Raw genomic sequence first — 24694 nt, forward strand, 5'->3', positions numbered from 1 at the left:
ATGACCGTCGTGGAGGCCGTGCAGCGCAAGGTGCTCCGGGTGCTGGTCGCCACCCAGGTGCTGGGGTCGGCGGGGACCACCATCGGGCTCGCCGTGAGCACGCTCGTCGCGGCCTCCCTGGCCGGTTCCGACGCGATCGGCGGCCTGGCGCAGACGAGCGCGGTGCTCGGCGCGGCCCTGTTCGCCCTCCCCGTGGCCCGGCTGGCCGGTCGACGCGGGCGCCGCCCGGCCCTGGTGCTGGGCTACGGCGCGGGCGCGGTCGGCGCGGCGGTGGCGGCGTGCGCCGTCGTCCTCGGCGCGTGGCCGCTGCTGCTGGCCGCGCTCGTGCTGTTCGGCGCGGCGTCCAGCGCGAACCTCGCCTCCCGGTACGCGGGCACCGACCTCGCCCACCCGCACCGCCGGGCGCGCTCGCTCGCGCTGGTGGTGTGGGCGGCCACGATCGGCGCGGTCGCCGGGCCCAACCTCGCCGACCCGGCCGGCCGCGCGGCCACCGGGGCCGGTCTGCCCGTCGGCGCGGGCCCCTACCTGCTGTCCGCCGCGCTGTTCGCCGCCACCGCGCTGGTCGTGCTGCGGTTCCTGCGACCCGACCCGCTGGTCGTCGCCCGGTCCGCCGCGCCCACCCCGCCGCCCGAGCGTCGCGGGGTGGGCGCCGCGCGCGGCTCCGTGGCGCTGTGGCGGTCGCTGTCGCCCACCGCGAAGCTCGCCCTCGGCGGCGTCGCGCTCTCCCACACGGCGATGGTCGGCCTGATGTCCATGACCCCCGTGCACATGGACCACGCGGGCTCGTCGCTGCGCGTGGTGGGCGTCGTCATCAGCCTGCACGTGGCCGCGATGTACGCGGCCAGCCCCCTGTTCGGGTGGATGGCCGACCGGGTGGGCAGGGTGCCCGTGCTGGCGGTCGGCGCGGCCCTGGTGGTCGCCGCCTCCGCCATCGTGAGCATGGCGCCCGCGCACGACACGCCGCAGCTCGCCGTCGGGCTGGTGCTGCTGAGCTTCGGCTGGTCGGCGGGGGTGGTGTCGGGCTCCGCGCTGCTCACCGAGTCGGTCGCGCCCGCGGACCGGACGGCCGCGCAGGGCCTGTCCGACCTGTGCATGAACGCGGGCGGCGCGATCGGCGGCGTGGCGGCGGGCATCGTGGTCACGGTGTGGTCCTACGGCGCGCTGGGCCTGGTCCTGGGGGTCACCGCGCTGCCGCTGCTGGCGGCGTGCCTGCACTCGTCGTTGCAGCGGGTGCGCTGAACCGGACCGGGAGTGGCGGGCTCAGCGCTTGCGGTTGTGCCAGAGCGCGCGCACGCCCACCACGATCGCCGCGACGAGGGCGGCGACCACCGCGATGGTGCCGATGGGCGAGGACAGGCCGGTGGTGTCCACCTGGAGCAGCAGCACACCCCGAGGTTAGCGCGCGGCGGCGAATTCGCGCACCACGTCCGTTCCACCCGACTCGGGCCACACCGCGCCCCAGCCCAGGCGGCCTTGGAGACCGCGCCGCGGGCGAGGTCGTCCGGGGTGACCTCGCGCTGCCCGGTGACGGGTGCCCGTCGGCCACGGCGAGCACCAGCCTCCGACCGGCTGCTCGACCGCGTGCGGCGGGCCGGGGCGGACTCGGCGGGGATCGGGACCTCCCGGGGCCGGTTCGACGACCACGACGTCGACAGCCGGGCCCGGGCGGCGGCGCGCTAGCCTGGGTGCGATGCGCAACACGGTCTTCCGCAAGTTGATGGCGGACGAGTTCGGCCAGGTCCGGGCGGAGATGGTGGCCCGGGAGCACGTGATGTCGGCGCTGGGCGGCCGCACCGCGGACGAGGCGCTGGAGGCGGGCTTCCCGCCCAAGGAGGTCTGGCTGGCCGTCTGCGACGCGTTCGACGTGCCGGAACAGCGCCGGTGACGCGGCCGTCACGCGGCGTGTCGACCCGGTGGTCGAACACCTGTTCGGCTATGCTGCGCGTCACGACCGGGTGACACATCCCCGCGGGTGACTCGGTCCCCGGCCGAAAATGTCGGACCCCACCCGTACCGTCGGTCCCGACATGGCACAGAGAACCAAGACAAACCGAGGTGGACCCCAGATGGCACCCCAGGCTCCCGACCGGGACAAGGCCCTCGAACTGGCCCTGGCCCAGATCGACAAGCAGTTCGGCAAGGGCTCGGTCATGCGGCTGGGCGAGGAGGGGCGCGCGCCGATCGAGGTGATCCCCACCGGCGCCATCGCGCTGGACGTGGCGCTCGGCATCGGCGGCCTGCCGCGCGGCCGCGTCGTCGAGATCTACGGCCCGGAGTCCTCCGGTAAGACGACCGTCGCGCTGCACGCCGTGGCCAACGCCCAGCGCAACGGCGGCATCGCCGCGTTCATCGACGCGGAGCACGCGCTGGACCCCGACTACGCGAAGAAGCTGGGCGTCGACACCGACGCGCTGCTGGTGTCCCAGCCCGACACCGGTGAGCAGGCGCTGGAGATCGCGGACATGCTGGTCCGCTCCGGCGCGCTCGACATCCTGGTCATCGACTCGGTCGCGGCCCTGGTGCCCCGCGCCGAGATCGAGGGCGAGATGGGCGACAACCACGTCGGCCTCCAGGCCCGCCTGATGAGCCAGGCGCTGCGGAAGATCACCGGTGCGCTCAGCTCGTCGAACACCACCGCGATCTTCATCAACCAGCTGCGCGAGAAGATCGGCGTGATGTTCGGCTCGCCCGAGACCACGACCGGTGGCAAGGCGCTGAAGTTCTACGCGTCCGTGCGCCTCGACGTGCGGCGGATCGAGACCCTCAAGGACGGCGGCGAGCCGGTCGGCAACCGCACCCGGGTCAAGGTCGTGAAGAACAAGGTGGCCCCGCCGTTCAAGCAGGCCGAGTTCGACATCCTCTACGGCCAGGGCATCAGCCGCGAGGGCTCGCTCATCGACATGGGCGTGGACCAGGGCATCCTGCGCAAGTCGGGCGCCTGGTACACCTACGAGGGCGACCAGCTGGGCCAGGGCAAGGAGAACGCGCGGAAGTTCCTGCGCGAGAACCCGGACGTGGCGAACGAGATCGAGAAGCGGATCAAGGACAAGCTCGGCATCGGGGCCACCCTCGACGCCGACGAGACCGCGCCCGCGCCGGTCGAGTTCTGAGTTTCGTGGCACGACGAGGTGGCCGTGGTCGCGGGACGCCCCGCGACCCTTCGGCCGGCCCCGGTTTCGGCAGCGGCGTCGACGGCGAGGTCGACGGGGAGCAGTCGCCCCCGATCGACCCGGCGAAGGAGCAGCGCAAGGCGACGGACATCTGCTACGCGCTGCTCACCGCCCGTGCCCGCACGCGCGTGGAGCTGCGAGACGCGCTGCTGCGCAAGGGCATCCGCGAGGAGACGGCCGACCTCGTGCTCGGCAAGTTCGACCGGGCGGGCCTGATCGACGACGCCGCGTTCGCCGAGGTCTGGGTGCGCTCGCGGCACACCCACCAAGGCCTGGGTCGGCGGGCGCTGGCCCTGGAGCTGCGCCGGAAGGGCGTCGCCGACGAGGTGGCCGCCGAGGCCGTCGCGGCGGTCGACGACGAGGCCGAGGAGGATCGAGCCCGCGACCTGGTGCGCAAGAAGCTGCGCACGATGTCCGGCCTGGACGACACGACCAGGATTCGCCGGCTGGTCGCGGCACTGGCGCGCAAGGGCTACGCGGAGGGCCTCGCCTACCGCGTGGTGAAGGACGAGCTGCGCCGAGCGGGCGAGGACGCCGAAGCCCTGGAGCACCTGCCCCAGGACTGACCACCCACCCCCGTCGTCCTCCACGTCGCCGAACCCCGCGGCTCCGGGGGATCGCGGCCTAGGGGCGGGTGAGGCGCCAGAACTGGCGCTTCTTCCTGTCCTCCCGGACCACCACGCCCAACCTGGCGAGTTCCTCGCGCAGCTGGGCGGCGTCCTCCCCGTCGTCCTTGCGCAGCGCGTCTGCGCGCACCTTGAGCAGCGCGTCGGCCCCCGGCGGCAGGTCCGGCGTGCCCGACACCCAGCGCCGGTAGTCAGCCGCGTACGGGTCGCCGTCCAGCCACTGGTAGCCGTGGGTCTGGAAGGCGTCGGCCAGTGCCCCGGCGTCCAGGTCGTGGCTCTCGCGGGCCAGCTCGCCGGTGTCCACGCCCAGCAGCACGAGCTTCTTGCCGTCCAGGAACACCCCGGACACCAGCGTGCGGTCGACGTTCCAGGTCTTGCCGCCGCGCTCCAGTTCCACGCCCTCGTTGAACACCTCGACGGTGAGCCGCTCGTGCGCGGCGATCGCCGCCACCACCAGGCCCAGCACCAGGCCCGCGCCGAGCGAGCCGACCGTGCCCCACGGCTCGGGGATCGACGCGACGAGCCGGAACGGCCCCTGCATCGGCGCCCAGGACAGTCCGGCCACCCAGCCCGCGATCGACTTCAACCCGAACAGCACACCCGCGCCCGCCAGCGGGAAACCGGCCCACACCAGGCCGACCTGCCAGCCGGGTTCGGCGACCACCGTGGCTCGACGCACGTCCATCCCCCACTCCCTCCCCGAAGTGAGCGCTCAACCTACCGCCGTACGCTCCGCGCGTGGGCATCAGGGCCGAGCACGTGGTGTGGGACTGGAACGGCACGCTCCTCGCGGACAACGACGCGGTCCTCGCCGCCGTGAACCGGGTGTGCGCGGACTTCGGGCACACCACCGCCGTCACGCTCGACCAGTGGCGCGAGGTCTTCGCCCGGCCGGTCAAGGACTGCTACGAACGCCTCCTGGGCCGCCCGCTGTCCGCGGCGGACTGGGCGCGCGTGGACCGGCTGTACCACCACGAGTACCGCTCGCTGCTGCACGGCGTGGGCCTCGCGCACGGCGTGCCCGACCTCCTGGTGCCCCTGCGGCAGACCCAGTCGCTGCTCTCGATGTGGTTCCACGACGAACTGGTGCCGCTCGTCACGGGGTTCGGCCTGCACGACCTGTTCACCCGGGTCGACGGCCTGCGCGCACTCGACTCGGGCGGCAACTCCAAGGCCGAGCACCTGGCCGCGCACCTCGATGCCCAACGCCTGCGCCCGCGTGACGTCCTGGTCGTCGGCGACGTGCTCGACGACGCCGACGCCGCCCGCGCGGTGGGCGCACAGGTGGTCCTGGTCGCCACCGGCACCAGCTCACGCCGGGTCCTGCGCTCCGCGGGCGTTCCGGTGGCCGACTCGATCCCCGAAGCCCTGACCCACCTGACCTGAACCGACGACTCGCGGTGCGCGAACGTACGACACGCGGTGCGTGGGCTTACGACTCGCGGGTGTGTCGGCGAGTCGTAAGCCCAGCCCCGGCGTGTCGTACGTTCGCGCACCGCGAGTCGTACGTTCGGGAAGGGTTACAGGGTGGCTGCGGCTCGGGCCAGGGCTTCGACGCGGGCGTAGTCGCCCGCGACGAGGGCGTCCTTCGGGGCCAGCCAGGAGCCACCCACGCAGCCGACGTTCGGCAGGGCCAGGTAGCGGGGGGCCGACTCGGGCGTGATGCCGCCGGTCGGGCAGAAGCGCAGGCCGGGCAGCGGGCCGCCGATCGACTTCAGGTAGTCCACGCCGCCCGCGGCCTCGGCGGGGAAGAACTTCAGCGCCGTCAGGCCGCGCTCGGCCAGTCGCATCGCCTCGGACACGGTCGCCGCGCCGGGCAGGAACGGCAGGCCGGTGTCCTCGGCGGCATTGAGCACCGCGTCCGTCGACCCCGGCGTGACGAGGAACGCGGCGCCGGCCTTCGCGGCCCGCTCGGCGTGCTCCGGCGTGGTCACGGTGCCCGCGCCGATCACGATCTCCGGCACCTCGGCCGCCACCCGCTCGATGGCGCCCAGCGCGGCGGGCGTGCGCAGCGTCAGCTCGATCACGCCGATGCCGCCGCGCAGCAGCGCCCGTGCCAGCGGCACGGCGTGCGCGGCGTCGTCCACGACCACGACCGGGATGACGGGGGACAGCGCCAGCAGGTCAGAGCTGGTGGTCACCGGGAAACCTCCTGGTTGAACTGGCCTTCGAAGTGCGAGGCCGCGACGGGTCCGAACACGCTGGCACCCCGGTCCGCCGGGCCGACCGCCCGCCGCAGCGCGGCGAACAGCTCGCGACCGGTGCCGGTCCACGCCTGCGCGTCCGGGGGGAAGTCCACCAGCTCGCGCGCGGCCAGCTCGGCCGGGTCGACGAACACCTCCAGGGTGCCGGTCTCGGCGTCCAGCCGCAGCAGGTCGCCGTCGCGCACGCGCGCCAGCGGACCGCCGACGGCCGCCTCGGGCGTGAGCTGGATGGCGGCCGGGATCTTGCCCGACGCGCCGGACATGCGGCCGTCGGTGACCAGCGCGACCTTGAAGCCCCGGTCCATGAGCACGCCGAGCGCGGGGACGAGCTTGTGCAGCTCGGGCATGCCGTTGGCCTGGGGGCCCTGCTGCCGCACGACGATCACCACGTCGCGCTCCAGCTCCCCGGCCCTGAACGCCTCGCTGAACCCCTCCTGCGAGGTGAACACGCGCGCGGGCGCCTCCACGACCCGGTGCTCGGCCTTTACCGCGGACACCTTGATCACCGCGCGGCCGAGGTTGCCGGACAGCATGCGCAGGCCGCCGTCGGCGGCGAACGGGTCGGACGCGGGCCGCAGCACGTCGGTGTCCAGGGATCGGCCCGGGCCGTCGCGCCAGGTCAGCACGCCCTCGACCAGCACCGGCTCCCGCGTGTAGCGGGCCAGGCCCGGCCCGGCGACGGTCCGCACGTCACCGTGCAGCAGCCCGGCTTCCAGCAGGGTGTGCACGAGGAACTGCACGCCGCCCGCGGCTTGGAAGTGGTTGATGTCGGCCGACCCGTTCGGGTAGACGCGGGCCAGCAGCGGCACCACCGAGGACAGCTCGGCGAAGTCGTCCCAGCCCAGCTCGATGCCCGCGGCCGACGCGATGGCCACCAGGTGCATGGTGTGGTTGGTCGAGCCGCCGGTCGCGAGCAGCGCGACGACGCCGTTGACCACGGACTTCGCGTCCACGACTTGCCCGATCGGGGTGTACTCGTCGCCCCGGCTGATCTCCACGGCGCGCCGCGCGGCCTCCTCGGTCAGCGCGCGTCGCAGCCTGGTGCCCGGCGGCACGAAGCTCGCGCCCGGCAGGTGCAGGCCCATGACCTCCACGACGAGCTGGTTGGAATTCGCCGTGCCGTAGAACGTGCAGGTCCCGGGGCTGTGGTAGGAGGCGGACTCGGCCTCCAGCAGGTCCTCGCGGGTCGCCTTGCCCTCGGCGAACAGCTGCCGCATGCGGGCCTTCTCCGAGTTCGGGAGCCCCGAGTTCATCGGACCCGCGGGCACGAGGATCGCGGGCAGGTGCCCGAACGACAGCGCGCCGATCAGCAGGCCCGGCACGATCTTGTCGCACACGCCGAGCAGCAGCGCCGAGTCGAACATCTCGTGCGAGAGCGCCACGGCGGTGGACATCGCGATGACGTCCCGGCTGAACAGGGACAGCTCCATGCCCGCGCGGCCCTGCGTGATGCCGTCGCACATGGCGGGCACGCCGCCCGCGAACTGGGCCACGCCGCCGACGGCGCGCGCCGCGTCCTTGATCCACGCCGGGTACTCGTGCATCGGCTGGTGGGCGGACAGCATGTCGTTGTACGACGACACGATCGCCACGTTCGGGCGACGCATCGCCCGGAGGAGGTCCTTGTCGCCACCGGTGATGCCGGCGAAGCCGTGGGCCAGGTTGCTGCACGCCATGTCGCGGCGGGCGGGCCCCTCCTGGTGGGCCTGGGCGACCCGGTCGAGGTAGGCGGTCCGGGCGGCGGCGCTGCGGGCGGCGATTCGGGCCGTCACCTGATCGACGACGGGATGCACGCTCATGGTTCGCTGTCTCCGGGGGTGATCACGGGCCGTGGTGGGCCCGGTGGACGACAGCGCTGGCGTCGCACGGACGGACGTGACAGCACGCACATTATGTCACGACACATGATCGTCACAAAAACGATTCAGATCCTGGGACGCGCCGTGGATACTTGTGGTGCTTGTCACAACCGCGCCGACCGGGCAGAGTCGGTACCCGGAACTCAAGGGAGGTGCTGACCATGACGTCCTCGGAGATCGTGGAACTGCGCCGCGCGCTCGGCCGGCTCCGCCAGTGCGTCGGCGGGCTGCGTACGCGGTACGGCGACGTGGCCGCGGTGCAGAGGCTGGCCAACGACATCGAGCGCCTGGACATCGACGCGACCGAACTGGTGGACCTGGACAGCACGCCCCGGCAGCGGGAGGCGCCCAGGATCGAGCGGGAGGTCGTGGTCGTGCCCGACACGCCCTACGACCCCCAACTCTGGCACGACGCCGACGACGAAGGCCTCGGCGGCTACCGCAGCCACCGCACCTGACCCACCCGGCACCGGCCCCCACGTGGACTCACCACGCGGGGGCCGGTTCGGTTTTTCCCGAAAAGATCGGTCCTTGATCGACTCCCGCCACAACGACGTGGAACCGAGGTGAGGTATGAGGGCGCAGATCGCCCAGCGCACGTTGCGGACCGACAGGTGGTGGATACCGCCGCTGGCCACCTTCGCCGGTCTGCTGCTGATCTCGGTCTACGCGGCCGTGCGCACGTTCATGGGCGACCACTACTGGGTGGACGAGTACCGCTACCTGACGCCCATGTACTCCCCGTGCCTGAGCCAGGAGTGCCTGCCCGGCGCGGCGCACTTCGGCCGGCCGCTGCCCGAGCTGCCGGGGTTCCTCACCCCGCCCGTGATCATCATCCCGTTCCTGCTCGGCTTCCGGGTGACCTGCTACTACTACCGCAAGGCGTACTACCGGGCGGCGTGGATGTCCCCGCCCGCGTGCGCCGTGGCCGAGCCCCACGCGAAGTACACCGGTGAGACCCGCTTCCCGCTGGTCGCGCAGAACCTGCACCGCTACTTCTTCTACGCCGCCTCGCTGCTGCTGCTGATCAACGTCTATGACGCGTTCTACGCGTTCAGCACCGGCATCGGCCTGGGCAACATCGTCCTGCTGGTGAACGTGGCGCTGCTCGGCGCTTACACGCTGTCGTGCCACTCGTGCCGGCACATCGCGGGCGGCCGGTTGAAGCACTTCTCCAAGCACCCGGTGCGGTACTGGGCGTGGACCCGGATCTCCAAGCTCAACGCCAAGCACATGCAGCTCGCGTGGGCCTCGCTGATCTTCGTCTGCGTCACGGACCTCTACGTCGCGCTGGTCGCCTCCGGGACGATCACCGACCTCCGACTCGTCAACTGAGGAGTGGTTTTGCCCGAGCTGGAACGGCATCAGTTCGACGTGCTCGTGATCGGTGCCGGCGGTGCGGGGCTGCGCGCCGCGATCGAGGCCCGCGAGCACGGGATGCGCACCGCGGTGCTGTGCAAGTCCTTGTTCGGCAAGGCCCACACGGTGATGGCCGAGGGCGGCATCGCCGCGGCCATGGGCAACGCGAACTCCGACGACAATTGGCAGGTGCACTTCCGCGACACCATGCGCGGTGGGAAGTTCCTCAACAACTGGCGGATGGCCGAGCTGCACGCCAAGGAGGCCCCGGACCGGGTGTGGGAGCTGGAGACCTACGGCGCGCTGTTCGACCGCACGAAGGACGGGCGGATCAGCCAGCGCAACTTCGGCGGCCACGAGTACCCGCGCCTCGCGCACGTCGGCGACCGCACGGGGCTGGAGCTGATCCGCACCCTCCAGCAGAAGGTCGTGTCCCTCCAGCAGGACGACTTCGCCGAGACCGGCGACTACGAGTCGCGGCTGCGCGTGTTCCAGGAGTTCACGGTCACCGACCTGGTCCTGGACCGCGGGAAGGTCGCCGGCGCGTTCGGCTACTGGCGCGAGTCGGGCCGCTTCGTGCTGTTCGAGGCGCCCGCGGTGGTGCTCGCGACCGGTGGCATCGGCAAGTCGTTCAAGGTCACGTCGAACTCGTGGGAGTACACCGGCGACGGCCACGCGCTGGCCCTGCGCGCCGGGGCGTCGCTGATCAACATGGAGTTCGTCCAGTTCCACCCGACCGGCATGGTCTGGCCGCCGTCGGTGAAGGGCATCCTCGTCACGGAGTCCGTCCGCGGCGACGGCGGCGTGCTGCGGAACTCCGAGGGCGAGCGGTTCATGTTCGACTACGTCCCCGAGGTGTTCAAGGACAAGTACGCCGACAACGAGGAGGAAGCCGATCGCTGGTACACCGACCCCGCCGCCAACCGGCGGCCACCGGAGCTGCTGCCGCGCGACGAGGTGGCGCGGGCCATCAACTCCGAGGTCAAGGCCGGTCGCGGGTCGGAGCACGGCGGCGTCTTCCTCGACGTGTCCACGCGCCTGCCCGCCGAGGAGATCATGCGGCGGCTGCCGTCGATGCACCACCAGTTCAAGGAGCTGGCCGACGTCGACATCACCGCGCAGCCCATGGAGGTCGGGCCGACCTGCCACTACGTGATGGGCGGCGTGCAGGTGGAGCCGGACACCGGCGCGTCGTCCGTGCCGGGGCTGTTCGCGGCGGGCGAGGTGTCCGGCGGTATGCACGGCTCGAACCGGCTGGGCGGCAACTCGCTGTCCGACCTGCTGGTGTTCGGCCGGCGGGCGGGCCTGGGCGCGGCCGACTACGTCGCGAGCCTGTCCGAGCGGCCCTCCTGCTCCGACGAGGCGGTGGCCGAGGCCGAGCGGACGGCCGTCTCGCCGTTCTCCGGTGAGAGCGGTGAGAACCCGTACACGCTGCACATGGAACTCCAGCAGGCGATGAACGACCTGGTCGGCATCATCCGGCGGGCCGACGAGATGGACCAGGCCGTGGAGCGGCTCGACGAGCTGAAGCGGCGCGCGGCGAACGTCGTGGTCGAGGGGCACCGGCAGTTCAACCCGGGCTGGCACCTCGCGCTCGACCTGCGCAACATGCTGCTGGTCAGCGAGTGCGTGGCACGCGCCGCGCTGCTGCGCACCGAGAGCCGCGGCGGGCACACCCGCGACGACTACCCGCGGATGGAGGCGGAGTGGCGGCGCAAGCTGCTGGTCTGCGCGTTGTCCGGGGAGGGCGTCACGGTGACCGAGCAGGCGCAGGTCCCGATCCGCGCGGACCTGCTGGACCTGTTCGAGCGCACGGAGCTGGACAAGTACCTGACCGCGGACGAACTGGAGGGGTGACGTGGGGTACCAGGGGCACTTCCGGGTGTGGCGCGGCTCAGCCGAGGGCGGCGGCCTGGAGGACTTCACCGTCGAGGTCAACGAGGGCGAGGTCGTCCTCGACGTGATCCACCGGTTGCAGGCCACCCAGACGCCCGACCTCGCCGTGCGGTGGAACTGCAAGGCGGGCAAGTGCGGCTCGTGCTCGGCCGAGATCAACGGCCGGCCGAGGCTGCTGTGCATGACGCGGATGTCGACGTTCACCGAGACCGAGACGATCACGGTGACGCCGATGCGCACGTTCCCGGTGATCCGCGACCTCGTCACGGACGTCTCGTACAACTACCGGAAGGCCAGGGAGATCCCGGCGTTCCAGCCCCCGAAGGGCCTCGCGCCGGGGGAGTACCGGATGCAGCAGGTCGACGTGGAGCGCTCGCAGGAGTTCCGCAAGTGCATCGAGTGCTTCCTGTGCAACGACACGTGCCACGTCATCCGGGACCACGAGGAGAACAAGGAGGCGTTCGCCGGGCCGCGGTTCCTGATGCGGGTGGCCGAGCTGGAGATGCACCCGCTCGACGAGGCCGACCGGGTGCGCGAGGCGCAGTCGTCGCACGGGCTCGGGCTGTGCAACATCACCAAGTGCTGCACCGAGGTGTGCCCGGAGCACATCAAGATCACCGACAACGCCCTGATCCCGATGAAGGAACGCGTCGCGGACCGCCGCTACGACCCGATCGTGTGGTTGGGCAACAAGCTGTTCCGGCGGGGCTGACCCGTCGGCGGACCCGCCTCCCGCGTGGGGGCGGGTCCGCCCGACCGGGGCGCGGTCACGCCGGTGGTGCCGGAGCCCCGTGGCCGGGAAGGCGGTTCGCGGTGCCGACGAGCCAGTCGCGCAACCGCTCGTCGTCGCTACCGCCGATCAACCGCACCAGGTCCCGGTTGCCGCGGTGGTTCGGGGCGTCGCGCAGGCGTCGCCGCCAATCCTCCGCGTACTCCCGGAGGGCATCGACCATCCCGGTGACCGCCTCGTCGAGCGACGCGCCGTCGGCGGCCACCGGCAGTCCCGGGACGAAGACCGACCAACCGCCGGCCTCTCGGACGATCCGCGCACGCGGCGGACATGCCGGTTCTCCCATTGCGCTCCTCCACCGACGGTTATGGTCGGAGCCGGGGCGAACGACCGCCGCCCCGGCTCCGACCGGTCACCGCACCTGCTCACCGCACCTGCTCACCGCACCGCGGTCAGCTGCAACCCGACGTGGAGCCGCATCCCTCGCACAGGTAGCACGAGCCGGCCGGCCGCATCTTCGTGCCGCACGTCATGCACAGCGGCGCGTCGGCGGCCTTGCCGAGGTGCAGTTCCAGCAGTTCCGTGGAGCTGCCCACCCGGACGTCCTGCGGCGCGGCCTTCTTCTCCGGCGCGGGGGTCGGGGCGCTGGCCGGGGCGGCCTGGGTGTCGGAGTCGACCGACGTGCGCAGGCCCTCCAGGTCGACGTCGCCGCCGCTGTAGTCCGCCGCCACCTGCGCGGTGCGCTCGTCGGCGGTGAAGATCCCGAGCTGCGAGCGCTTCTCGAACGGCAGGTAGTCGAGCGCCAGCCGGCGGAACAGGTAGTCCAGGACGCTGGTCGCGATGCGCACGTCCGGGTCGTCCGTCATGCCCGCCGGCTCGAAGCGCAGGTTCTGGAACTTCGAGACGTAGAACTCCAGCGGGATGCCGTACTGGAGGCCGACCGAGATGGACATGGAGAACGCGTCCATCACGCCCGCCAGGGTGGAGCCCTGCTTGCCGAGCTTGACGAAGATCTCGCCCAGGCCGTCGTCCGGGTACGAACCGGCGTGCAGGTAGCCCTCGGCGCCGCCGACCGTGAACGACACCGTCTGCGACGGGCGCTTCTTCGGCAGGCGCTTGCGCACCGGGCGGTACTCGACGACCGTCTCGGTCTTGACCTCCGGCGTCGCCGGGATGGCCGTGGGGGAGGACGCCTTGGCCGACTTGCCCGCCGACAGCGGCTGGCCGACCTTGCAGTTGTCGCGGTAGATCGCGAGCGCCTTCAGGCCCAGCTTCCAACCCTGGTAGTAGATCCCCTCGACCTCCTCGACGGTCGCCGTCTCCGGCATGTTGACCGTCTTGGAGATCGCGCCCGAGATGAACGGCTGCACCGCGGCCATCATCCGGACGTGGCCCATCGGGGCGATCGAGCGGTCGCCCATGGCGCAGTCGAACACCTCGTAGTGCTCCGGCTTGAGGCCGGGGGCGTCCACCACGTGGCCGTGCTCGCCGATGAACTCGACGATCGCCTCGACCTGCTCCTCCTGGTAGCCCAGGACGCGCAGCGCGCGCGGCACGGTCTGGTTGACGATCTGCATGGAGCCGCCGCCGACCAGCTTCTTGAACTTCACCAGCGCCAGGTCCGGCTCGATGCCGGTGGTGTCGCAGTCCATCATCAGGCCGATGGTGCCGGTGGGCGCGAGCACGGACGCCTGCGCGTTGCGCCAGCCGTTGCGGGCGCCGACCGCCTGGCACTCCTGCCACGCCTTGGTGGCCACCGAGCGCACGGCCGCGTCGTTGGCGTGCAGCGTGCGGATCTCGTCGTTGGCCGCCGCGTGCTTGCGGATGATCCGCTGGTGCGCCTCGGCGTTGCGGGCGTAGCCGTCGTACGGGCCGACGATGCCGGCCAGCTCGGCGGACCGCCGGTACGCCACGGCCTGCATCAGCGACGTGATGGCCGCCGCCAGCGCCCGGCCGCCCTCGGAGTCGTACGCGTGGCCGGTCGCCATGAGCAGCGCGCCCAGGTTCGCGTAGCCGATGCCGAGCTGGCGGAACGCGCGGGTCGTCTCGCCGATCGCGGGGGTCGGGAAGTCCGCGAAGCAGATCGAGATGTCCATCGCGGTGATGATCAGCTCGACCGACTTGGCGAACAGCTCCGCGTTGAACGAGCCGTCGTCCTTGAGGAACTTCATCAGGTTCAACGACGCGAGGTTGCAGCTGGAGTTGTCCAGGTGCATGTACTCCGAGCACGGGTTGGACGCGGTGATGCGGCCCGACTCCGGCGTGGTGTGCCAGTCGTTGATGGTGCCGTCGTACTGGATGCCCGGGTCGGCGCACTCCCACGCGGCCTGCGCGAGCTTGCGGAACAGGCCCTTCGCGTCGACGTGGTCGATGACCTCGCCGGTCATCCGGGCGCGCAGGCCGAACTGGCCGCCGGTCTCGTAGGCGTGCATGAACTCGTCCGACACGCGGATCGAGTTGTTCGCGTTCTGGTACTGCACGGACACGATGTCCTTGCCGCCCAGGTCCATGTCGAACCCGGCGTCGCGCAGCGCGCGGACCTTGTCCTCCTCGCGCGCCTTGGTCTCGATGAACTCCTCGACGTCGGGGTGGTCCACGTCGAGCACGACCATCTTCGCCGCGCGGCGGGTCGCGCCACCGGACTTGATGGTGCCCGCCGAGGCGTCCGCGCCGCGCATGAACGACACCGGGCCGGACGCCGTGCCGCCGGAGGACAGCAGCTCCCGCGAGGAGCGGATGCGCGAGAGGTTCAGGCCCGCGCCGGAGCCGCCCTTGAAGATCAGGCCCTCCTCGCGGTACCAGTTCAGGATCGACTCCATCGTGTCGTCGACCGACAGGATGAAGCAGGCGCTGACCTGCTGCGGGGAGGTGGTGCCCACGTTGAACCACACCGGCGAGTTGAAGCTGAACACCTGGTGCAGCAGCATCCAGGTCAGCTCGTGCTCGTAGATCTCGGCGTCCTGCTCGGAGCCGAAGTAGCCGTGCTTGACGCCCGCCTCGACGTAGGTCTTCACCACGCGGTCGATGAGCTGCCGCAGGCTGTGCTCGCGCTGCGACGTGCCGACCGCGCCGCGGAAGTACTTGCTGGTGACGATGTTCGTCGCGTTGACCGACCAGAAGTCCGGGAACTCGACGCCGCGCTGCTCGAAGTTCACCGAGCCGTCGCGCCAGTTCGTCATCACGACGTCGCGGTGCTCCCAGGTGACCTCGTCGTAGGGGTGCGTGCCCTCGGTGGTGTAGACGCGCTCCACCTTCAGCTTGGCGTTCTTGCTTCCCGCGCCGTTGCGGGTGGCCGTCTTCTTGCTCGAGCCACCGACGGTCTCGGTCATCCGGGGTCCCTCTCGATCAACGTGGTGTGGTGTGGGTGCGCGACCACGTCCGGGCTCCCCGTCCGAGGCGGTCGCTGTGGTGTTCCCGCCGCGTGGTGCCGGCGGTGGTGCTCAGTCGCGGCGGGCTGCGCCGACCGGTCGGGGACTAGTCGCGCTGGGCGTCGCGAAGATCGGCGATCTCCTTCTCGAAGTCCTCGACGGACGAGAAGGAGCGGTAGACGCTGGCGAAGCGGAGGTAGGCGACCTCGTCCAGCTCGCGGAGGGGGCCGAGGATGGCCAGGCCCACCTCGTGGCTCGGGATCTCGGCGACGCCGCCGGAGCGGATCGACTCCTCCACCCGCTGGGCCAGCTGCTGGAGGGCGTCCTCATCGACGGGGCGGCCCTGGCACGCGCGCCGCACGCCGACGACGACCTTGTCGCGGCTGAACGGCTCGGTCACGCCGGAGCGCTTGACCACCGCCAGCACGGCCTCCTCGACCGTGGTGAAGCGGCGCCCGCAGGCGGTGCACGACCGGCGGCGGCGGATGACCTGACCTTCGTCGACCTCGCGGGAATCGACGACACGCGAGTCCGAGTTCCGGCAGAACGGGCATCGCACGGCTGGTCTCCCCCTCCCCTGGACAGCACTCATCGCGTTAGCCCCGCTCGTGGGGAAAACCCCAACCTGTGGACTAACTACAACGGTGTGACCACTAGATGTAGGGGTCAACCTATGCCCAACGCCTACAGCCCTGCAAGTCGGGGGGCGGCGTGTCCCGTCACTCGGACGGCGGAATCGGGCACGACCTCCCGAAACGCGCGGACCGCGCCCGCCGGGGGTGGCGGGCGCGGTCCGGGACGGGGCGGGAGGGGGTGTCAGGGAGTGGCGGCGCCGTCCGGCACGACGAGGGCCTGGCCGGGCTTCACCTCGGCGTCGGGCAGGGCGTTGAGCTCCCGGATGCGGTCCGCGACGGCCTCGGGGTCGCTGTCCGGCGCGCTGCGCTCGGCGACGTCGAGCAGGGACTCGCCCACCTGGACGTGCACGACGGCGGTGCGCTCGGGGACGCTCGTGGCACCGGTGGCGTACAGGTAGAACACGCTCAGCGCGGCGGCCACGACGGCGGCGGCGACGGCGTAGGCGGCGAACTGGAGGGCCGGGTGGCGCGGGGGGCGGATGACGCCGGCGGTCGGGGCGGGTGGCGCTTCGCGCACCGCGGGGGCGTGGGGTCGGCGGTCGGCCTCGTCGGCTACCTCGAACCGGCGGAGCACCCGTGGTCCGGGTCGCAACCCCTCGCCGAGGGCGACATCCTCGACACCGGCGTCGTCGACGAGTTCGAAGCCGCCCCGGGTGCCAATGACCACCGCCATGCTGCCCTCCAACGCAGGTCATCCGATCATGATCGAACCTGTGTTCGATCGAACGTCCGTGCGAATGTCTACCACTAAGTGCCGCATAATTGGAAGGACACGCCGGGACTTACTTCGAACAGGTGTTTGATCTGGGCGTGGAACACGACTACCGTCCACAACCGAAGATCGACGGAGAGCCGGCCTGGGCAATCTGAGCCGGTGAGGAGGAAGCACCGTGGCACGCAAGACCAACGACGAACCGAGCACCGCCGCCGATGTGCCCTCCGTCCCGCAACCGGCGGACATCGCGGGCAACGCGGGGCTCACCCTGCGTCAGCGCAAGGTGCTCGACGTGATCCGCGACTGGCTGGACCGGTTCGGCTACCCGCCCAGCGTGCGCGAGATCGGCGAGGCGGTGGGGCTGACCAGCACGTCCTCGGTCGCCCACCAGTTGCGGGCGCTGGAGAAGAAGGGGTTCCTGAGGCGCGACCCGAACCGGCCGCGCGCGGTGGGCGTGCTGCCGCCGGAGATCGTGACCGGGCTCGACCCGTCGTCCAAGCCGACGCCCGCGTACGTGCCCATGCTGGGCCGCATCGCCGCAGGTGGGCCGATCCTGGCCGAAGAGGCCATCGAGGACGTGTTCCCCCTGCCGCGCGAGATCGTCGGCGAGGGCGAGGTGTTCCTGCTCAAGGTCGTGGGTGACTCCATGGTGGACGCCGCCATCACCGACGGTGACTGGGTCGTCGTGCGCCAGCAGCCGACCGCCGACAACGGCGACGTGGTGGCCGCCATGATCGACGGCGAGGCCACGGTCAAGACGTTCAAGCGCAAGGACGACCACGTGTGGCTGATGCCGCACAACCAGGCCTACCAGCCGATCCTGGGCGACGAGGCGTCGATCCTGGGCAAGGTCGTCGCGGTGCTGCGCCGCCTCTGACGGACCGACGCGAACGGGCCTGGACGGCACACCCGTCCAGGCCCGTTCCGCGTCTTCAGGCCCTCCTGCGCGACTGCCGCACGACCGCGCCGATCAGCACCAGCACGACCGCGCCACCCCCGATGACCAGCCACGGGGGCTCGTCGCCGCCCGTCGCCGGCGGGGGAGCGGCCGAGGTGTCGACCTGTGCGGGGGCCTCCGTGGTGGTCGGGGTCGGCGGCACGGCCAGGGCCGTCGCGCCGGCCACCACGCGCACGGTGGAGGACGCCCCCGCGTCCCCGAACTCCGACGCCGACAGCAACCCCCCGTCCCCGTCGAACGCGAGGGCCTCGCCCTGCGGCTCGTCCGGCAGCGCCACCCGCACCGGATCGCCCTCCAGGGCCTTCGCCAGGTCGCCGTCGGGCACCGGGAACAGGTAGGCGTCGGTGTAGGTGCGCAACGCCGCCACCCGGCCGTCGGCGCTCATCGCACCACCCGTGACCAGGCGCGACACCACCCGGTTGGCCAGCGGGCCGCCCGGTGTGTCCGTGCCGGCGATCGACACCCGCGCCACCTGCTCCAACGGGGTGGGCGCGTCCTCGGTCAACGCGGACGCGGGCCGGTACACCAGCGCCGAGCCGATCGTTTCCTTCGTGACGATGTGCGGAATTCCCGAGCCGTCGAGCAACAACGCCTCGGCGTCGTGCTTTCCGTCAGGATACGTAAGGCGGTACAAACGCGCCGAGCCGTTCGGGGAAACGGCGTGCAATGCCACGGTCTCCCGCGTCTTGCCGTTGTCGCCGGTGTCCGCCGCCCACAGGGTTCCGTCAGCCGCCAAAGCGAGATCTTCGACGTCGAACGGGTTGATCGAAGTGGTGATCGTCCGGGTGATCGCGCATTCCCGGTCCATCACCTGGATCGCGAGTCGGCCGTTGTCGCTGTCGTTCACCGCGAACAGCTCGCCACCGCGCGCGGCCAGTCCGGACAGCTCCGCCAGCCGCTCGTCGGTCACCTCGCACAGGTCGACGACGGCCGGGTCCGCCTCGGCGGACCCGGCCGTCATCAGCAGACCGAGTGCTACCAGGAGCGCGCGCAAGGGCTCAGGCGCGGCTTCCGTCCACGGCGAACTGCTCCAGCACGCCGGCCAGGTCGGGCCGGACCCGGGCGGACAGCTCGGTGCCCTCCTCGGTGTGCCGCTCCTTGAGCACCTCGCCCTCGCGGTGCACGCGCGCGACGACCTCGCCCCGCGCGTACGGCACGAGCGCCTCCACGACCACCTCGGGCCGCGGCGTCTCCACCGCGATGCGCTCGCGCAGCTCGGCGATGCCCTCGCCGGTGTGCGCGGAGACGAACACCGCGGTCGGGAACAGGTGCCGCAGCCGGGCCATGCCCAGCTCGCCCACCGCGTCGACCTTGTTGACCACGAGCAGCTCGTGCGGCATCGGGTCGTCGCGCCGCGACGAGATCTCGCCGATCACCTCGCGCACCGCCGTGACCTGCTTCTCCGGCATCGCGTCGGACCCGTCGACCACGTGGACCAGCAGGTCCGCGTCGGCGACCTCCTCCAGCGTCGACCGGAACGCCTCGACCAGCTGGTGCGGCAGGTGCCGCACGAAGCCGACGGTGTCGGTCAGCGTGTAGGGCAGGCCCTCGGGGGTCTCGGTGCGCCGCGTCGTCGGGTCGAGGGTCGCGAACAGGGCGTCCTGCACCAGCACCCCCGCGCCGGTCAGCGCGTTGAGCAGGCTGGACTTGCCCGCGTTCGTGTAACCCGCGATGGCGACGTTCGGCACCGAGTTGGCCACGCGGCGGTGCCGCTTGGTCTCCCGGATGACGCCCATGGCGGCGATCTCGCGGCGCAGCTTCGAGATGCGCGCGCGGATGCGCCGGCGGTCGGTCTCCAGCTTCGTCTCACCGGGACCGCGCAGACCCACGCCGCCGTTGCCGCCGCCGGCGCGGCCACCGGCCTGCCGGGACAGCGACTCGCCCCAACCGCGCAGGCGCGGCAGCAGGTACTGCAGCTGCGCCATCTCGACCTGGGCCTTGCCCTCCTTGGTCGAGGCGTGCTGGGCGAAGATGTCGAGGATCAGCGCCGTGCGGTCGATGACCTTGACCTTGAGCTTCTCCTCCAGCTGCCGCAGCTGGCCGGGCGACAGCTCGCCGTCGGCGATCACCGTGTCCGCGCCCGTCGAGATCACGATGTCGCGCAGCTCGGCGACCTTGCCGGAGCCGATGTAGGTGGCCGGGTCGGGTCGGTCGCGCCGCTGGACGAGACCTTCGAGGACCTCGGAGCCCGCCGTCTCGGCGAGCAGCGCCAGCTCGGCCAGGGATGCCTCGGAGTCCGCCGCCGTGCCCTCGGTCCACACGCCGACCAGCACGACGCGCTCCAGGCGGAGCTGCCGGTACTCGACCTCGGTGACGTCCTGGAGTTCGGTGGACAGCCCGGCGACGCGACGCAGCGCCGCGCGCTCTTCAAGGGCGAAGTCGCCGGTGGACAGCTCTTCGTCCTGGTCGAGCCAGTCGGTGGTTCGGTACGTGTTTTCCGTCATTTGCCCTTCATCGTCGCACGTCACCCCGCGGCCGGCCGAGCGGTTAACCGCCCGGGTACACGGCCAGGTAGACGGCCACGCGCTCGCCGTCCGGGTGCGCCGGCTCCTCTGCCAGCTCCAGGAACAACGCCGCGATGCGCCGTTTTAGTTCCTCGGGGTCGGTCCTGAGGACCAGTCGGATCTGCTTGACCGCGTCCACCCCGACCTCCGAGACCTCACCGAGGAACGCCTGGAGCACGGCCTCCTTGGTGGCCAGCGGCTCGGGGTCCCACCGCAGTCGCCAGGACAGGCCGGTGGACAGGTACGGGACCTCCCGGGCGCCCCGGTTGCCGGCGCGCTGGGGCTGGGCCTCCAGGAAGCCGGTGGCGACGAGCTTCCGCACGTGGTGCAGGGTCGTGGCGGGGTCCTTGCCCAGTCGCTCCGCCAGCTCCTTGTTGGTCATCGGCGTCTCGTGCGTGAGCCGGATGATGCGCAGCCGCACGTCCGAGGCGAGGGCGGCGGCCTGCTCGGCCGTGGCGATCGGTCGCTCCACCGGCCAAGGATACGTCGCCGGTGAATGAGTGATTGACAGTTTCCAATCACTTGCGCGATGCTCCGGGCATGTCCCTCCGGTCCCACCGCGACTTCCGCCTCCTGTGGGTGGGCGACACCGTCAGCCAGTTCGGCGCCACGATCGGTCGCACGGTCCTGCCGCTGCTCGCCGTCGGCGCACTGGCCGCCACGCCGTTCGAGATGGGCGTGCTCTCCGCCGCGGGCTCGGCCGCGTTCCTGCTGATCGGGCTGCCCGCCGGGGTGTGGGTGGACCGGATGAGCCGCCGTCCCGTCATGCTCGTCGCCGACCTCGCGCGGGCCCTGCTGCTGCTGTCCATCCCGGTCGCCTGGTGGCTCGGCGCGCTCACCCTCGCCCACCTCGTCGTGGTGGCGCTGCTGGTCGGCGCGGCCACGGTCATGTTCGACGTCGCCTATCAGTCGTACCTGCCCGCCCTGGTGGGCCGGGAGCAGCTCGTCGAGGGCAACTCGAAGCTGGAGTCCAGCCGGGCGGTGGCCCAGGTGTCCGGCCCGGCCCTGGCGGGTGGGCTGGCCCAGGCGCTCGGCGCGGCCGTCGGCGTGCTCGCCACCGGCGTCGGCTACCTCGTGTCGGCGCTGTTCCTGCTGCGCATCCGCACCGTCGAACCGGTGCCGGAGCGCACCGGCCGCACCGGGCTGCGGCACGAGGTCGCCGAGGGCCTGCGGTTCGTGTTCGGGCACCCGTCGCTGCGCGCGATCGTCGCCTGCACGGGCACGTCGAACTTCTTCGGTGGCATCGGCGCGGCGGTCACCGTGCTGTTCCTGGTCCGCGAGCTGGGCCTGTCCGAGGGCGCGGTGGGCCTGCTGCTCAGCGCCGCTGGCGCGGGCGCCGTGCTCGGCGCGGTGACGATGGGCCGGTGGCACGCCCGGTTCGGCCCGATCACGCCGATCTGGCTGTCCGCCCTGGTCACGTTCCCGCTGGGGCTGCTCGTGCCGCTCGGCGCGCCGGACTGGCGGCTCGCGCTCGTCGTCCTCGGCGAGGTCGGCATCGGCTACGGCGTGATCGTCTACAACGTCGCCCAGCTCAGCTACCGGCAGTCGATCTGCCCCGACCACCTGCTCGGCCGGATGAACGCGAGCATCCGGTTCGTGGTGTGGGGCGCGCTGCCGCTGGGCGGGCTGGCCGGCGGCGCCCTGGGAGAGGGCATCGGGATCACGCCGACGCTGTGGGTGGCCATGGCGGGGCAGGCGCTCTCGGCGCTGTGGGTGGTGCTGTCACCGCTGCGCCGCGGTCCGGTCCACCACGAGGAGGACGAGGAGGATGTCGTCACGGGGTGACTTCCGGCGGTTCTGGGGCAGCGACGCGGCCAACCAGTTCGGCACGGCGGTCTCGTCGTTCGTGCTGCCGGCGGTGGCGATCGAGGCGCTGGACGCCTCGGAGTTCCAGGTGGGGCTGCTGACCGCGGCCGGGATGGCGGCGTTCCTGGTCGTCGGCCTGCCGGTGGGGGTGCTGGTCGACCGGGTCCGCAAGCGCCCGCTGCTGGTCTGGGGCACCACCGGCCGGGCGCTGCTGCTGGCTACGGTGCCGCTCGCCAGGTGGTTCGGCGGGCTGACGTTCGCCCACCTGGTGCTGGCGGCGCTGCTGGCGGGCGTGCTGACGGTGCTCGTGGACGTCGCCGGCCAGGCGTACCTGCCGGTGCTGGTCGACCGCGACGGGCTGACGGCGGGCAACGCCCGGCTGGTGTCGTCGCAGCAGGTGGCCCGGCTGACCGGGCGACCGCTCGGCGGACCGCTGGTACAGCTCCTGGGCGGTGCGAACGCCGTGTCGGCGATCAGCGCGTCCTACCTGGCCGCCGCCCTGCTGCTGCGCGGCGTGCGGGCGGTCGAGGAGCCCGTCCCCCGACGCGACCGGGCCCTGTGGGCCGAGATGGGGGAGGGGCTGCGGTTCGTGCTCGGGCACCCGCTCCTGCGATCCATCGCGCTGTGCACGACGTCGTACAACCTGACCAACTCCGTGTGGGGCGCGGTGAACGTGCTGTTCCTGCTGCGCGACCTGGACCTGTCGCCTACGGCCGCCTCCGCGCTGCTGGGCGCCGGCAGCGCGGGCGGCGCGCTGGTCGGCCTGGCCGCGAGCCGGTTGAGGCGGCTCGGCACGGCCCGGCTGGTGTGGCTGTCGCTGCTGGTCACCCAGCCGTTCTGGCTGCTCGTGCCGCTGACCGCGCCGGACTGGCGGATCACGTTGTTCGTCGTCGGCACCGCGGTCACCTCGGTGGGCGTCGTCGTCTACAACGTGGCCCAGGTCAGCCTGCGCCAGTCGCTGTGCCCGCCCGGCCTCCAGGGCCGGATGAACGCGACCGTCCGCTTCCTGGCCTGGGGCGCGTCGCCGCTGGGCGCGCTGGCCGGCGGCGCGCTCGCCGGGTGGATCGGGGTGCGCGACACGCTGTGGGTCGCCTCGGCGGGCATGGCCCTGTCCGTCCTGTGGGTCCTGCTGTCACCGCTGCGGGCGATGCGGGACGCCCCGGTGATCACTACCGTCGAGCGCCATGGCTGACACCACCGTGCTGCGCGAGGGTCTCCGGTTCGGCGAGGGTCCGCGGCGCGGGCCCGACGGCAGGCTGTTCTACTCGGACTTCTACGAGCGCGAGGTGCGTGCCCTCGACCTGGACACCGGGGCCGAGGAGGTCGTCTGCGCGGTGCCTGGACAGCCCTCCGGTCTGGGCTGGCTGCCCGACGGGCGGCTGCTCGTGGTGTCGATGCGCGACCGCCGCGTGCTGCGCCTGGAGGACGGCGACCTGGTCGAGCACGCCGACCTGGGCGACATCGCCACCTTCCACGCCAACGACATGCTGGTCGACGCGCGCGGCCGCGCGTACGTGGGCAACTTCGGCTTCGACCTGCACGGCCTCATCGCCGAGGCGGGCGGCGAGGCGCCCCTGCTCGAACCCGGCTGGGAGCCGCCCGGCGCGGCCCTGGCGCTGGTCCGGCCGGACGGGACGGTGTCGCGGGCCGCCGAGGACCTCAAGTTCCCCAACGGCATGGGCCTGCTGCCGGACGGCAGGCTCCTCGTCGCCGAGACCCTGGCGTTCGGCCTGACCGCGTTCGACGTGGCCGACGACGGCACCCTGTCCGGCCGCACCCCGTGGGCGGCGCTGCGCGAGCACGGCATCGCGCCCGACGGCATCGCGGTGGACGCAGACGGCGGCGCGTGGGTCGCGCCCGCGCTCCAGGCGTGCGCGTTCCGGGTCGAGGAGGGCGGCGCCGTCACCCACCGGGTCGCGACGTCGCAGCCGTGCTTCGCGGTGGCGGTCGTCGGCCACCGGCTCGTCTGCTGCACCGCGCCCACGTCGCAGCCGGAGGTGGTGGCCGGGGCGCACCTGGGCAAGCTGGAGGTGTTCGGCCTCCAGGGGACGCCCGGGAACGCCTAGAGGGCGTCCCACCAGGCCTGGTCGAGTTCGCCGCGGGCGAGCAGGACGGCCGGGCCGGTGATCGTCGCGCCCTCCTCCTCGACCACCACCGACACCTGTCCGCCGAGGACGTCCACAGTGGCCTTGCCGGTGCGCTGACCCGACCCGTGCAGCCACGACGCCACCGCGGCGACGGTGCCCGTGCCGCACGACCGGGTCTCGCCGACGCCGCGCTCGTGCACGCGCATCCGCAGCGCGCCGTCGGCCAGCACGTTGACGAACTCCACGTTCACGCCGTGCGGGAACAGCACCGGGTCGTAGCCGGGCGGGACCTCCAGGTCCAGTTCGCCCACCGGCACCTCGGTCACGCACGCCAGGTGCGGATTGCCGACGTCCACCGCGACCCCGCCGAACGCGCTGCCGCCGACCGTGGCCGTGCCGGTGCCGGTGACCAGGGCGCGGCCCAGGTCGACGGTCACCGTGCCGTCCGCGTGCGCGACGACCCGCCGTTCACCCGACCGGGTGCCGATGGTGAACTCGCCCGCGGGCACCAGGCCCTCGTCGACCAGGTAGCGGACGAACACCCGCACGCCGTTGCCGCACATCTCGGCGATCGAGCCGTCGGCGTTGCGGTAGTCCATGAACCAGGGGCCGAAGTCGGGGCGCACCACCCGCAGCACGCCGTCCGCGCCCAGGCCGCGCCGCCGGTCGCACAGCACCCGGACCCGCTCCTCGGTGAGGTCCAGCAGGCCCTCGGGATCGGGCAGCACCACGAAGTCGTTCTCGGTGCCGTGGCCCTTCAGGAATTCGACGCCCACG

The 24694-nt window shown here is 72.1% G+C and carries 25 protein-coding genes; 13 read left to right on the forward strand and 12 right to left on the reverse strand.

Translation table 11 applies throughout. The annotated features are described in order from the left end of the window. Positions 1-1239: an MFS transporter gene (locus J2S66_RS36480; RefSeq protein WP_310314249.1), complete on the forward strand. Its 1239-nt coding sequence runs from the start codon at positions 1-3 to the stop codon at positions 1237-1239. A gap of 21 nt (positions 1240-1260) precedes the next feature. Here the strand turns inward: J2S66_RS36480 and J2S66_RS36485 are convergent, their stop codons facing one another. Next, the gene (locus J2S66_RS36485; protein WP_310314253.1) at positions 1261-1386 is read right to left on the reverse strand and encodes a hypothetical protein; all 126 of its coding nucleotides are present in this window, start codon (positions 1384-1386) and stop codon (positions 1261-1263) included. A 304-nt stretch (positions 1387-1690) separates the two neighbouring features. Here J2S66_RS36485 and J2S66_RS36490 point away from each other — a divergent pair, with 304 nt between their 5' ends. From J2S66_RS36490 to J2S66_RS36500, 3 genes are all read left to right on the forward strand, one after another. Next, complete coding sequence (locus J2S66_RS36490; protein WP_306746938.1) at positions 1691-1885, forward strand: DUF3046 domain-containing protein; 195 nt, start codon at positions 1691-1693, stop codon at positions 1883-1885. 181 nt (positions 1886-2066) lie between these two features. After that, a complete protein-coding gene (gene recA / locus J2S66_RS36495) occupies positions 2067-3110 on the forward strand; it encodes a recombinase RecA (protein WP_306746937.1) in 1044 nt (347 codons plus the stop codon). Positions 3111-3223: 113 nt separating this feature from the next. Then, entirely contained in the window at positions 3224-3736 is a 513-nt protein-coding gene (locus J2S66_RS36500) for a regulatory protein RecX (protein WP_310315377.1), read from the forward strand. Positions 3737-3794: 58 nt separating this feature from the next. Here the strand turns inward: J2S66_RS36500 and J2S66_RS36505 are convergent, their stop codons facing one another. Further along, positions 3795-4481, reverse strand: a complete 687-nt coding sequence (locus J2S66_RS36505) for a YqeB family protein (protein ID WP_310314258.1) — start codon at positions 4479-4481, stop codon at positions 3795-3797. Between the two features lie 53 nt (positions 4482-4534). Between J2S66_RS36505 and J2S66_RS36510 the strand changes: the two genes are divergently transcribed. Then, positions 4535-5182, forward strand: a complete 648-nt coding sequence (locus J2S66_RS36510) for an HAD family hydrolase (RefSeq protein ID WP_310314260.1) — start codon at positions 4535-4537, stop codon at positions 5180-5182. 134 nt (positions 5183-5316) lie between these two features. Here J2S66_RS36510 and eda read toward each other — a convergent pair whose 3' ends face one another. Continuing rightward, a complete protein-coding gene (gene eda, locus J2S66_RS36515) occupies positions 5317-5937 on the reverse strand; it encodes a bifunctional 4-hydroxy-2-oxoglutarate aldolase/2-dehydro-3-deoxy-phosphogluconate aldolase (protein ID WP_310314263.1) in 621 nt (206 codons plus the stop codon). Then, the gene (gene edd, locus J2S66_RS36520) at positions 5934-7799 is read right to left on the reverse strand and encodes a phosphogluconate dehydratase (protein WP_310314266.1); all 1866 of its coding nucleotides are present in this window, start codon (positions 7797-7799) and stop codon (positions 5934-5936) included. Before edd ends, eda begins: the two co-directional genes overlap by 4 nt. Positions 7800-8020: 221 nt before the next feature. On the opposite strand from edd, the gene J2S66_RS36525 reads away from it, so the two are divergent. The 4 genes from J2S66_RS36525 (at position 8021) to J2S66_RS36540 (ending at position 11826) form a co-directional block, all read left to right on the forward strand. After that, on the forward strand, positions 8021-8317 hold the full coding sequence (locus J2S66_RS36525) for an Rv0250c family protein (protein WP_310314269.1): 297 nt from the start codon (positions 8021-8023) through the stop codon (positions 8315-8317). Between the two features lie 115 nt (positions 8318-8432). Then, entirely contained in the window at positions 8433-9194 is a 762-nt protein-coding gene (sdhC, locus tag J2S66_RS36530) for a succinate dehydrogenase subunit SdhC (RefSeq protein WP_310314272.1), read from the forward strand. 9 nt (positions 9195-9203) lie between these two features. Then, entirely contained in the window at positions 9204-11075 is a 1872-nt protein-coding gene (locus J2S66_RS36535) for a fumarate reductase/succinate dehydrogenase flavoprotein subunit (RefSeq protein WP_310314275.1), read from the forward strand. A 1-nt stretch (position 11076) separates the two neighbouring features. Next, positions 11077-11826 (forward strand): succinate dehydrogenase/fumarate reductase iron-sulfur subunit, encoded by a 750-nt coding sequence (locus J2S66_RS36540; RefSeq protein WP_310314278.1) that lies wholly within the window; start codon positions 11077-11079, stop codon positions 11824-11826. Positions 11827-11881: 55 nt separating this feature from the next. Here the strand turns inward: J2S66_RS36540 and J2S66_RS36545 are convergent, their stop codons facing one another. The 4 genes from J2S66_RS36545 to J2S66_RS36560 all read right to left on the reverse strand — a co-directional run bounded on the left by J2S66_RS36545 (position 11882) and on the right by J2S66_RS36560 (position 16520). After that, positions 11882-12109, reverse strand: a complete 228-nt coding sequence (locus J2S66_RS36545; RefSeq protein WP_310314280.1) for a hypothetical protein — start codon at positions 12107-12109, stop codon at positions 11882-11884. A 187-nt stretch (positions 12110-12296) separates the two neighbouring features. Continuing rightward, positions 12297-15173 (reverse strand): vitamin B12-dependent ribonucleotide reductase, encoded by a 2877-nt coding sequence (locus J2S66_RS36550; RefSeq protein WP_310314283.1) that lies wholly within the window; start codon positions 15171-15173, stop codon positions 12297-12299. A 145-nt stretch (positions 15174-15318) separates the two neighbouring features. Next, positions 15319-15771 carry a transcriptional regulator NrdR gene (nrdR, locus tag J2S66_RS36555; RefSeq protein WP_306746924.1) on the reverse strand — a complete coding sequence of 151 codons (453 nt, stop codon included), beginning with the start codon at positions 15769-15771 and terminating at the stop codon, positions 15319-15321. A gap of 257 nt (positions 15772-16028) precedes the next feature. Further along, positions 16029-16520 carry a hypothetical protein gene (locus J2S66_RS36560; protein ID WP_310314292.1) on the reverse strand — a complete coding sequence of 164 codons (492 nt, stop codon included), beginning with the start codon at positions 16518-16520 and terminating at the stop codon, positions 16029-16031. A gap of 217 nt (positions 16521-16737) precedes the next feature. Between J2S66_RS36560 and lexA the strand changes: the two genes are divergently transcribed. Beyond that, on the forward strand, positions 16738-17439 hold the full coding sequence (lexA, locus tag J2S66_RS36565) for a transcriptional repressor LexA (protein WP_306746922.1): 702 nt from the start codon (positions 16738-16740) through the stop codon (positions 17437-17439). Between the two features lie 55 nt (positions 17440-17494). Here the strand turns inward: lexA and J2S66_RS36570 are convergent, their stop codons facing one another. From J2S66_RS36570 to J2S66_RS36580, 3 genes are read right to left on the reverse strand one after another with little or no spacing between them, the layout of a single operon-like run. After that, positions 17495-18481 (reverse strand): LPXTG cell wall anchor domain-containing protein, encoded by a 987-nt coding sequence (locus J2S66_RS36570; protein ID WP_310314295.1) that lies wholly within the window; start codon positions 18479-18481, stop codon positions 17495-17497. Positions 18482-18518: 37 nt separating this feature from the next. Further along, a complete protein-coding gene (gene hflX / locus J2S66_RS36575; protein WP_306746920.1) occupies positions 18519-19964 on the reverse strand; it encodes a GTPase HflX in 1446 nt (481 codons plus the stop codon). A gap of 43 nt (positions 19965-20007) precedes the next feature. Beyond that, the gene (locus J2S66_RS36580; protein ID WP_310314298.1) at positions 20008-20496 is read right to left on the reverse strand and encodes an ArsR/SmtB family transcription factor; all 489 of its coding nucleotides are present in this window, start codon (positions 20494-20496) and stop codon (positions 20008-20010) included. A 68-nt stretch (positions 20497-20564) separates the two neighbouring features. On the opposite strand from J2S66_RS36580, the gene J2S66_RS36585 reads away from it, so the two are divergent. From J2S66_RS36585 to J2S66_RS36595, 3 genes are read left to right on the forward strand one after another with little or no spacing between them, the layout of a single operon-like run. Beyond that, positions 20565-21809 carry an MFS transporter gene (locus tag J2S66_RS36585; protein ID WP_310314303.1) on the forward strand — a complete coding sequence of 415 codons (1245 nt, stop codon included), beginning with the start codon at positions 20565-20567 and terminating at the stop codon, positions 21807-21809. Beyond that, complete coding sequence (locus tag J2S66_RS36590; protein ID WP_310314306.1) at positions 21793-23022, forward strand: MFS transporter; 1230 nt, start codon at positions 21793-21795, stop codon at positions 23020-23022. Before J2S66_RS36585 ends, J2S66_RS36590 begins: the two co-directional genes overlap by 17 nt. Beyond that, complete coding sequence (locus J2S66_RS36595; RefSeq protein WP_310314309.1) at positions 23015-23896, forward strand: SMP-30/gluconolactonase/LRE family protein; 882 nt, start codon at positions 23015-23017, stop codon at positions 23894-23896. The genes J2S66_RS36590 and J2S66_RS36595 overlap by 8 nt, the downstream gene beginning before the upstream one ends. Here the strand turns inward: J2S66_RS36595 and dapF are convergent. Continuing rightward, positions 23893-24693, reverse strand: a complete 801-nt coding sequence (gene dapF, locus J2S66_RS36600; RefSeq protein ID WP_310314311.1) for a diaminopimelate epimerase — start codon at positions 24691-24693, stop codon at positions 23893-23895. The genes J2S66_RS36595 and dapF overlap by 4 nt on opposite strands. Between the last annotated feature and the right edge of the window lies 1 nt (position 24694).

Source organism: Saccharothrix longispora (genome assembly GCF_031455225.1).
GTDB lineage: Bacteria > Actinomycetota > Actinomycetes > Mycobacteriales > Pseudonocardiaceae > Actinosynnema > Actinosynnema longispora.

Excerpts from the sequence above, each read along its gene's own strand:
- J2S66_RS36480 (WP_310314249.1), top strand. The coding sequence starts at position 1 with ATGACCGTCGTGGAGGCCGTGCAGCGCAAGGTGCTCCGGGTGCTGGTC.
- J2S66_RS36490 (WP_306746938.1), top strand. The coding sequence starts at position 1,691 with ATGCGCAACACGGTCTTCCGCAAGTTGATGGCGGACGAGTTCGGCCAG.
- recA (WP_306746937.1), top strand. The coding sequence starts at position 2,067 with ATGGCACCCCAGGCTCCCGACCGGGACAAGGCCCTCGAACTGGCCCTG.
- J2S66_RS36505 (WP_310314258.1), bottom strand. The coding sequence starts at position 4,481 with ATGGACGTGCGTCGAGCCACGGTGGTCGCCGAACCCGGCTGGCAGGTC.
- edd (WP_310314266.1), bottom strand. The coding sequence starts at position 7,799 with ATGAGCGTGCATCCCGTCGTCGATCAGGTGACGGCCCGAATCGCCGCC.
- J2S66_RS36525 (WP_310314269.1), top strand. The coding sequence starts at position 8,021 with ATGACGTCCTCGGAGATCGTGGAACTGCGCCGCGCGCTCGGCCGGCTC.
- sdhC (WP_310314272.1), top strand. The coding sequence starts at position 8,433 with ATGAGGGCGCAGATCGCCCAGCGCACGTTGCGGACCGACAGGTGGTGG.
- J2S66_RS36550 (WP_310314283.1), bottom strand. The coding sequence starts at position 15,173 with ATGACCGAGACCGTCGGTGGCTCGAGCAAGAAGACGGCCACCCGCAAC.
- J2S66_RS36560 (WP_310314292.1), bottom strand. The coding sequence starts at position 16,520 with ATGGCGGTGGTCATTGGCACCCGGGGCGGCTTCGAACTCGTCGACGAC.
- J2S66_RS36570 (WP_310314295.1), bottom strand. The coding sequence starts at position 18,481 with ATGACGGCCGGGTCCGCCGAGGCGGACCCGGCCGTCGTCGACCTGTGC.
- hflX (WP_306746920.1), bottom strand. The coding sequence starts at position 19,964 with ATGACGGAAAACACGTACCGAACCACCGACTGGCTCGACCAGGACGAA.
- J2S66_RS36585 (WP_310314303.1), top strand. The coding sequence starts at position 20,565 with ATGTCCCTCCGGTCCCACCGCGACTTCCGCCTCCTGTGGGTGGGCGAC.
- J2S66_RS36590 (WP_310314306.1), top strand. The coding sequence starts at position 21,793 with ATGTCGTCACGGGGTGACTTCCGGCGGTTCTGGGGCAGCGACGCGGCC.
- J2S66_RS36595 (WP_310314309.1), top strand. The coding sequence starts at position 23,015 with ATGGCTGACACCACCGTGCTGCGCGAGGGTCTCCGGTTCGGCGAGGGT.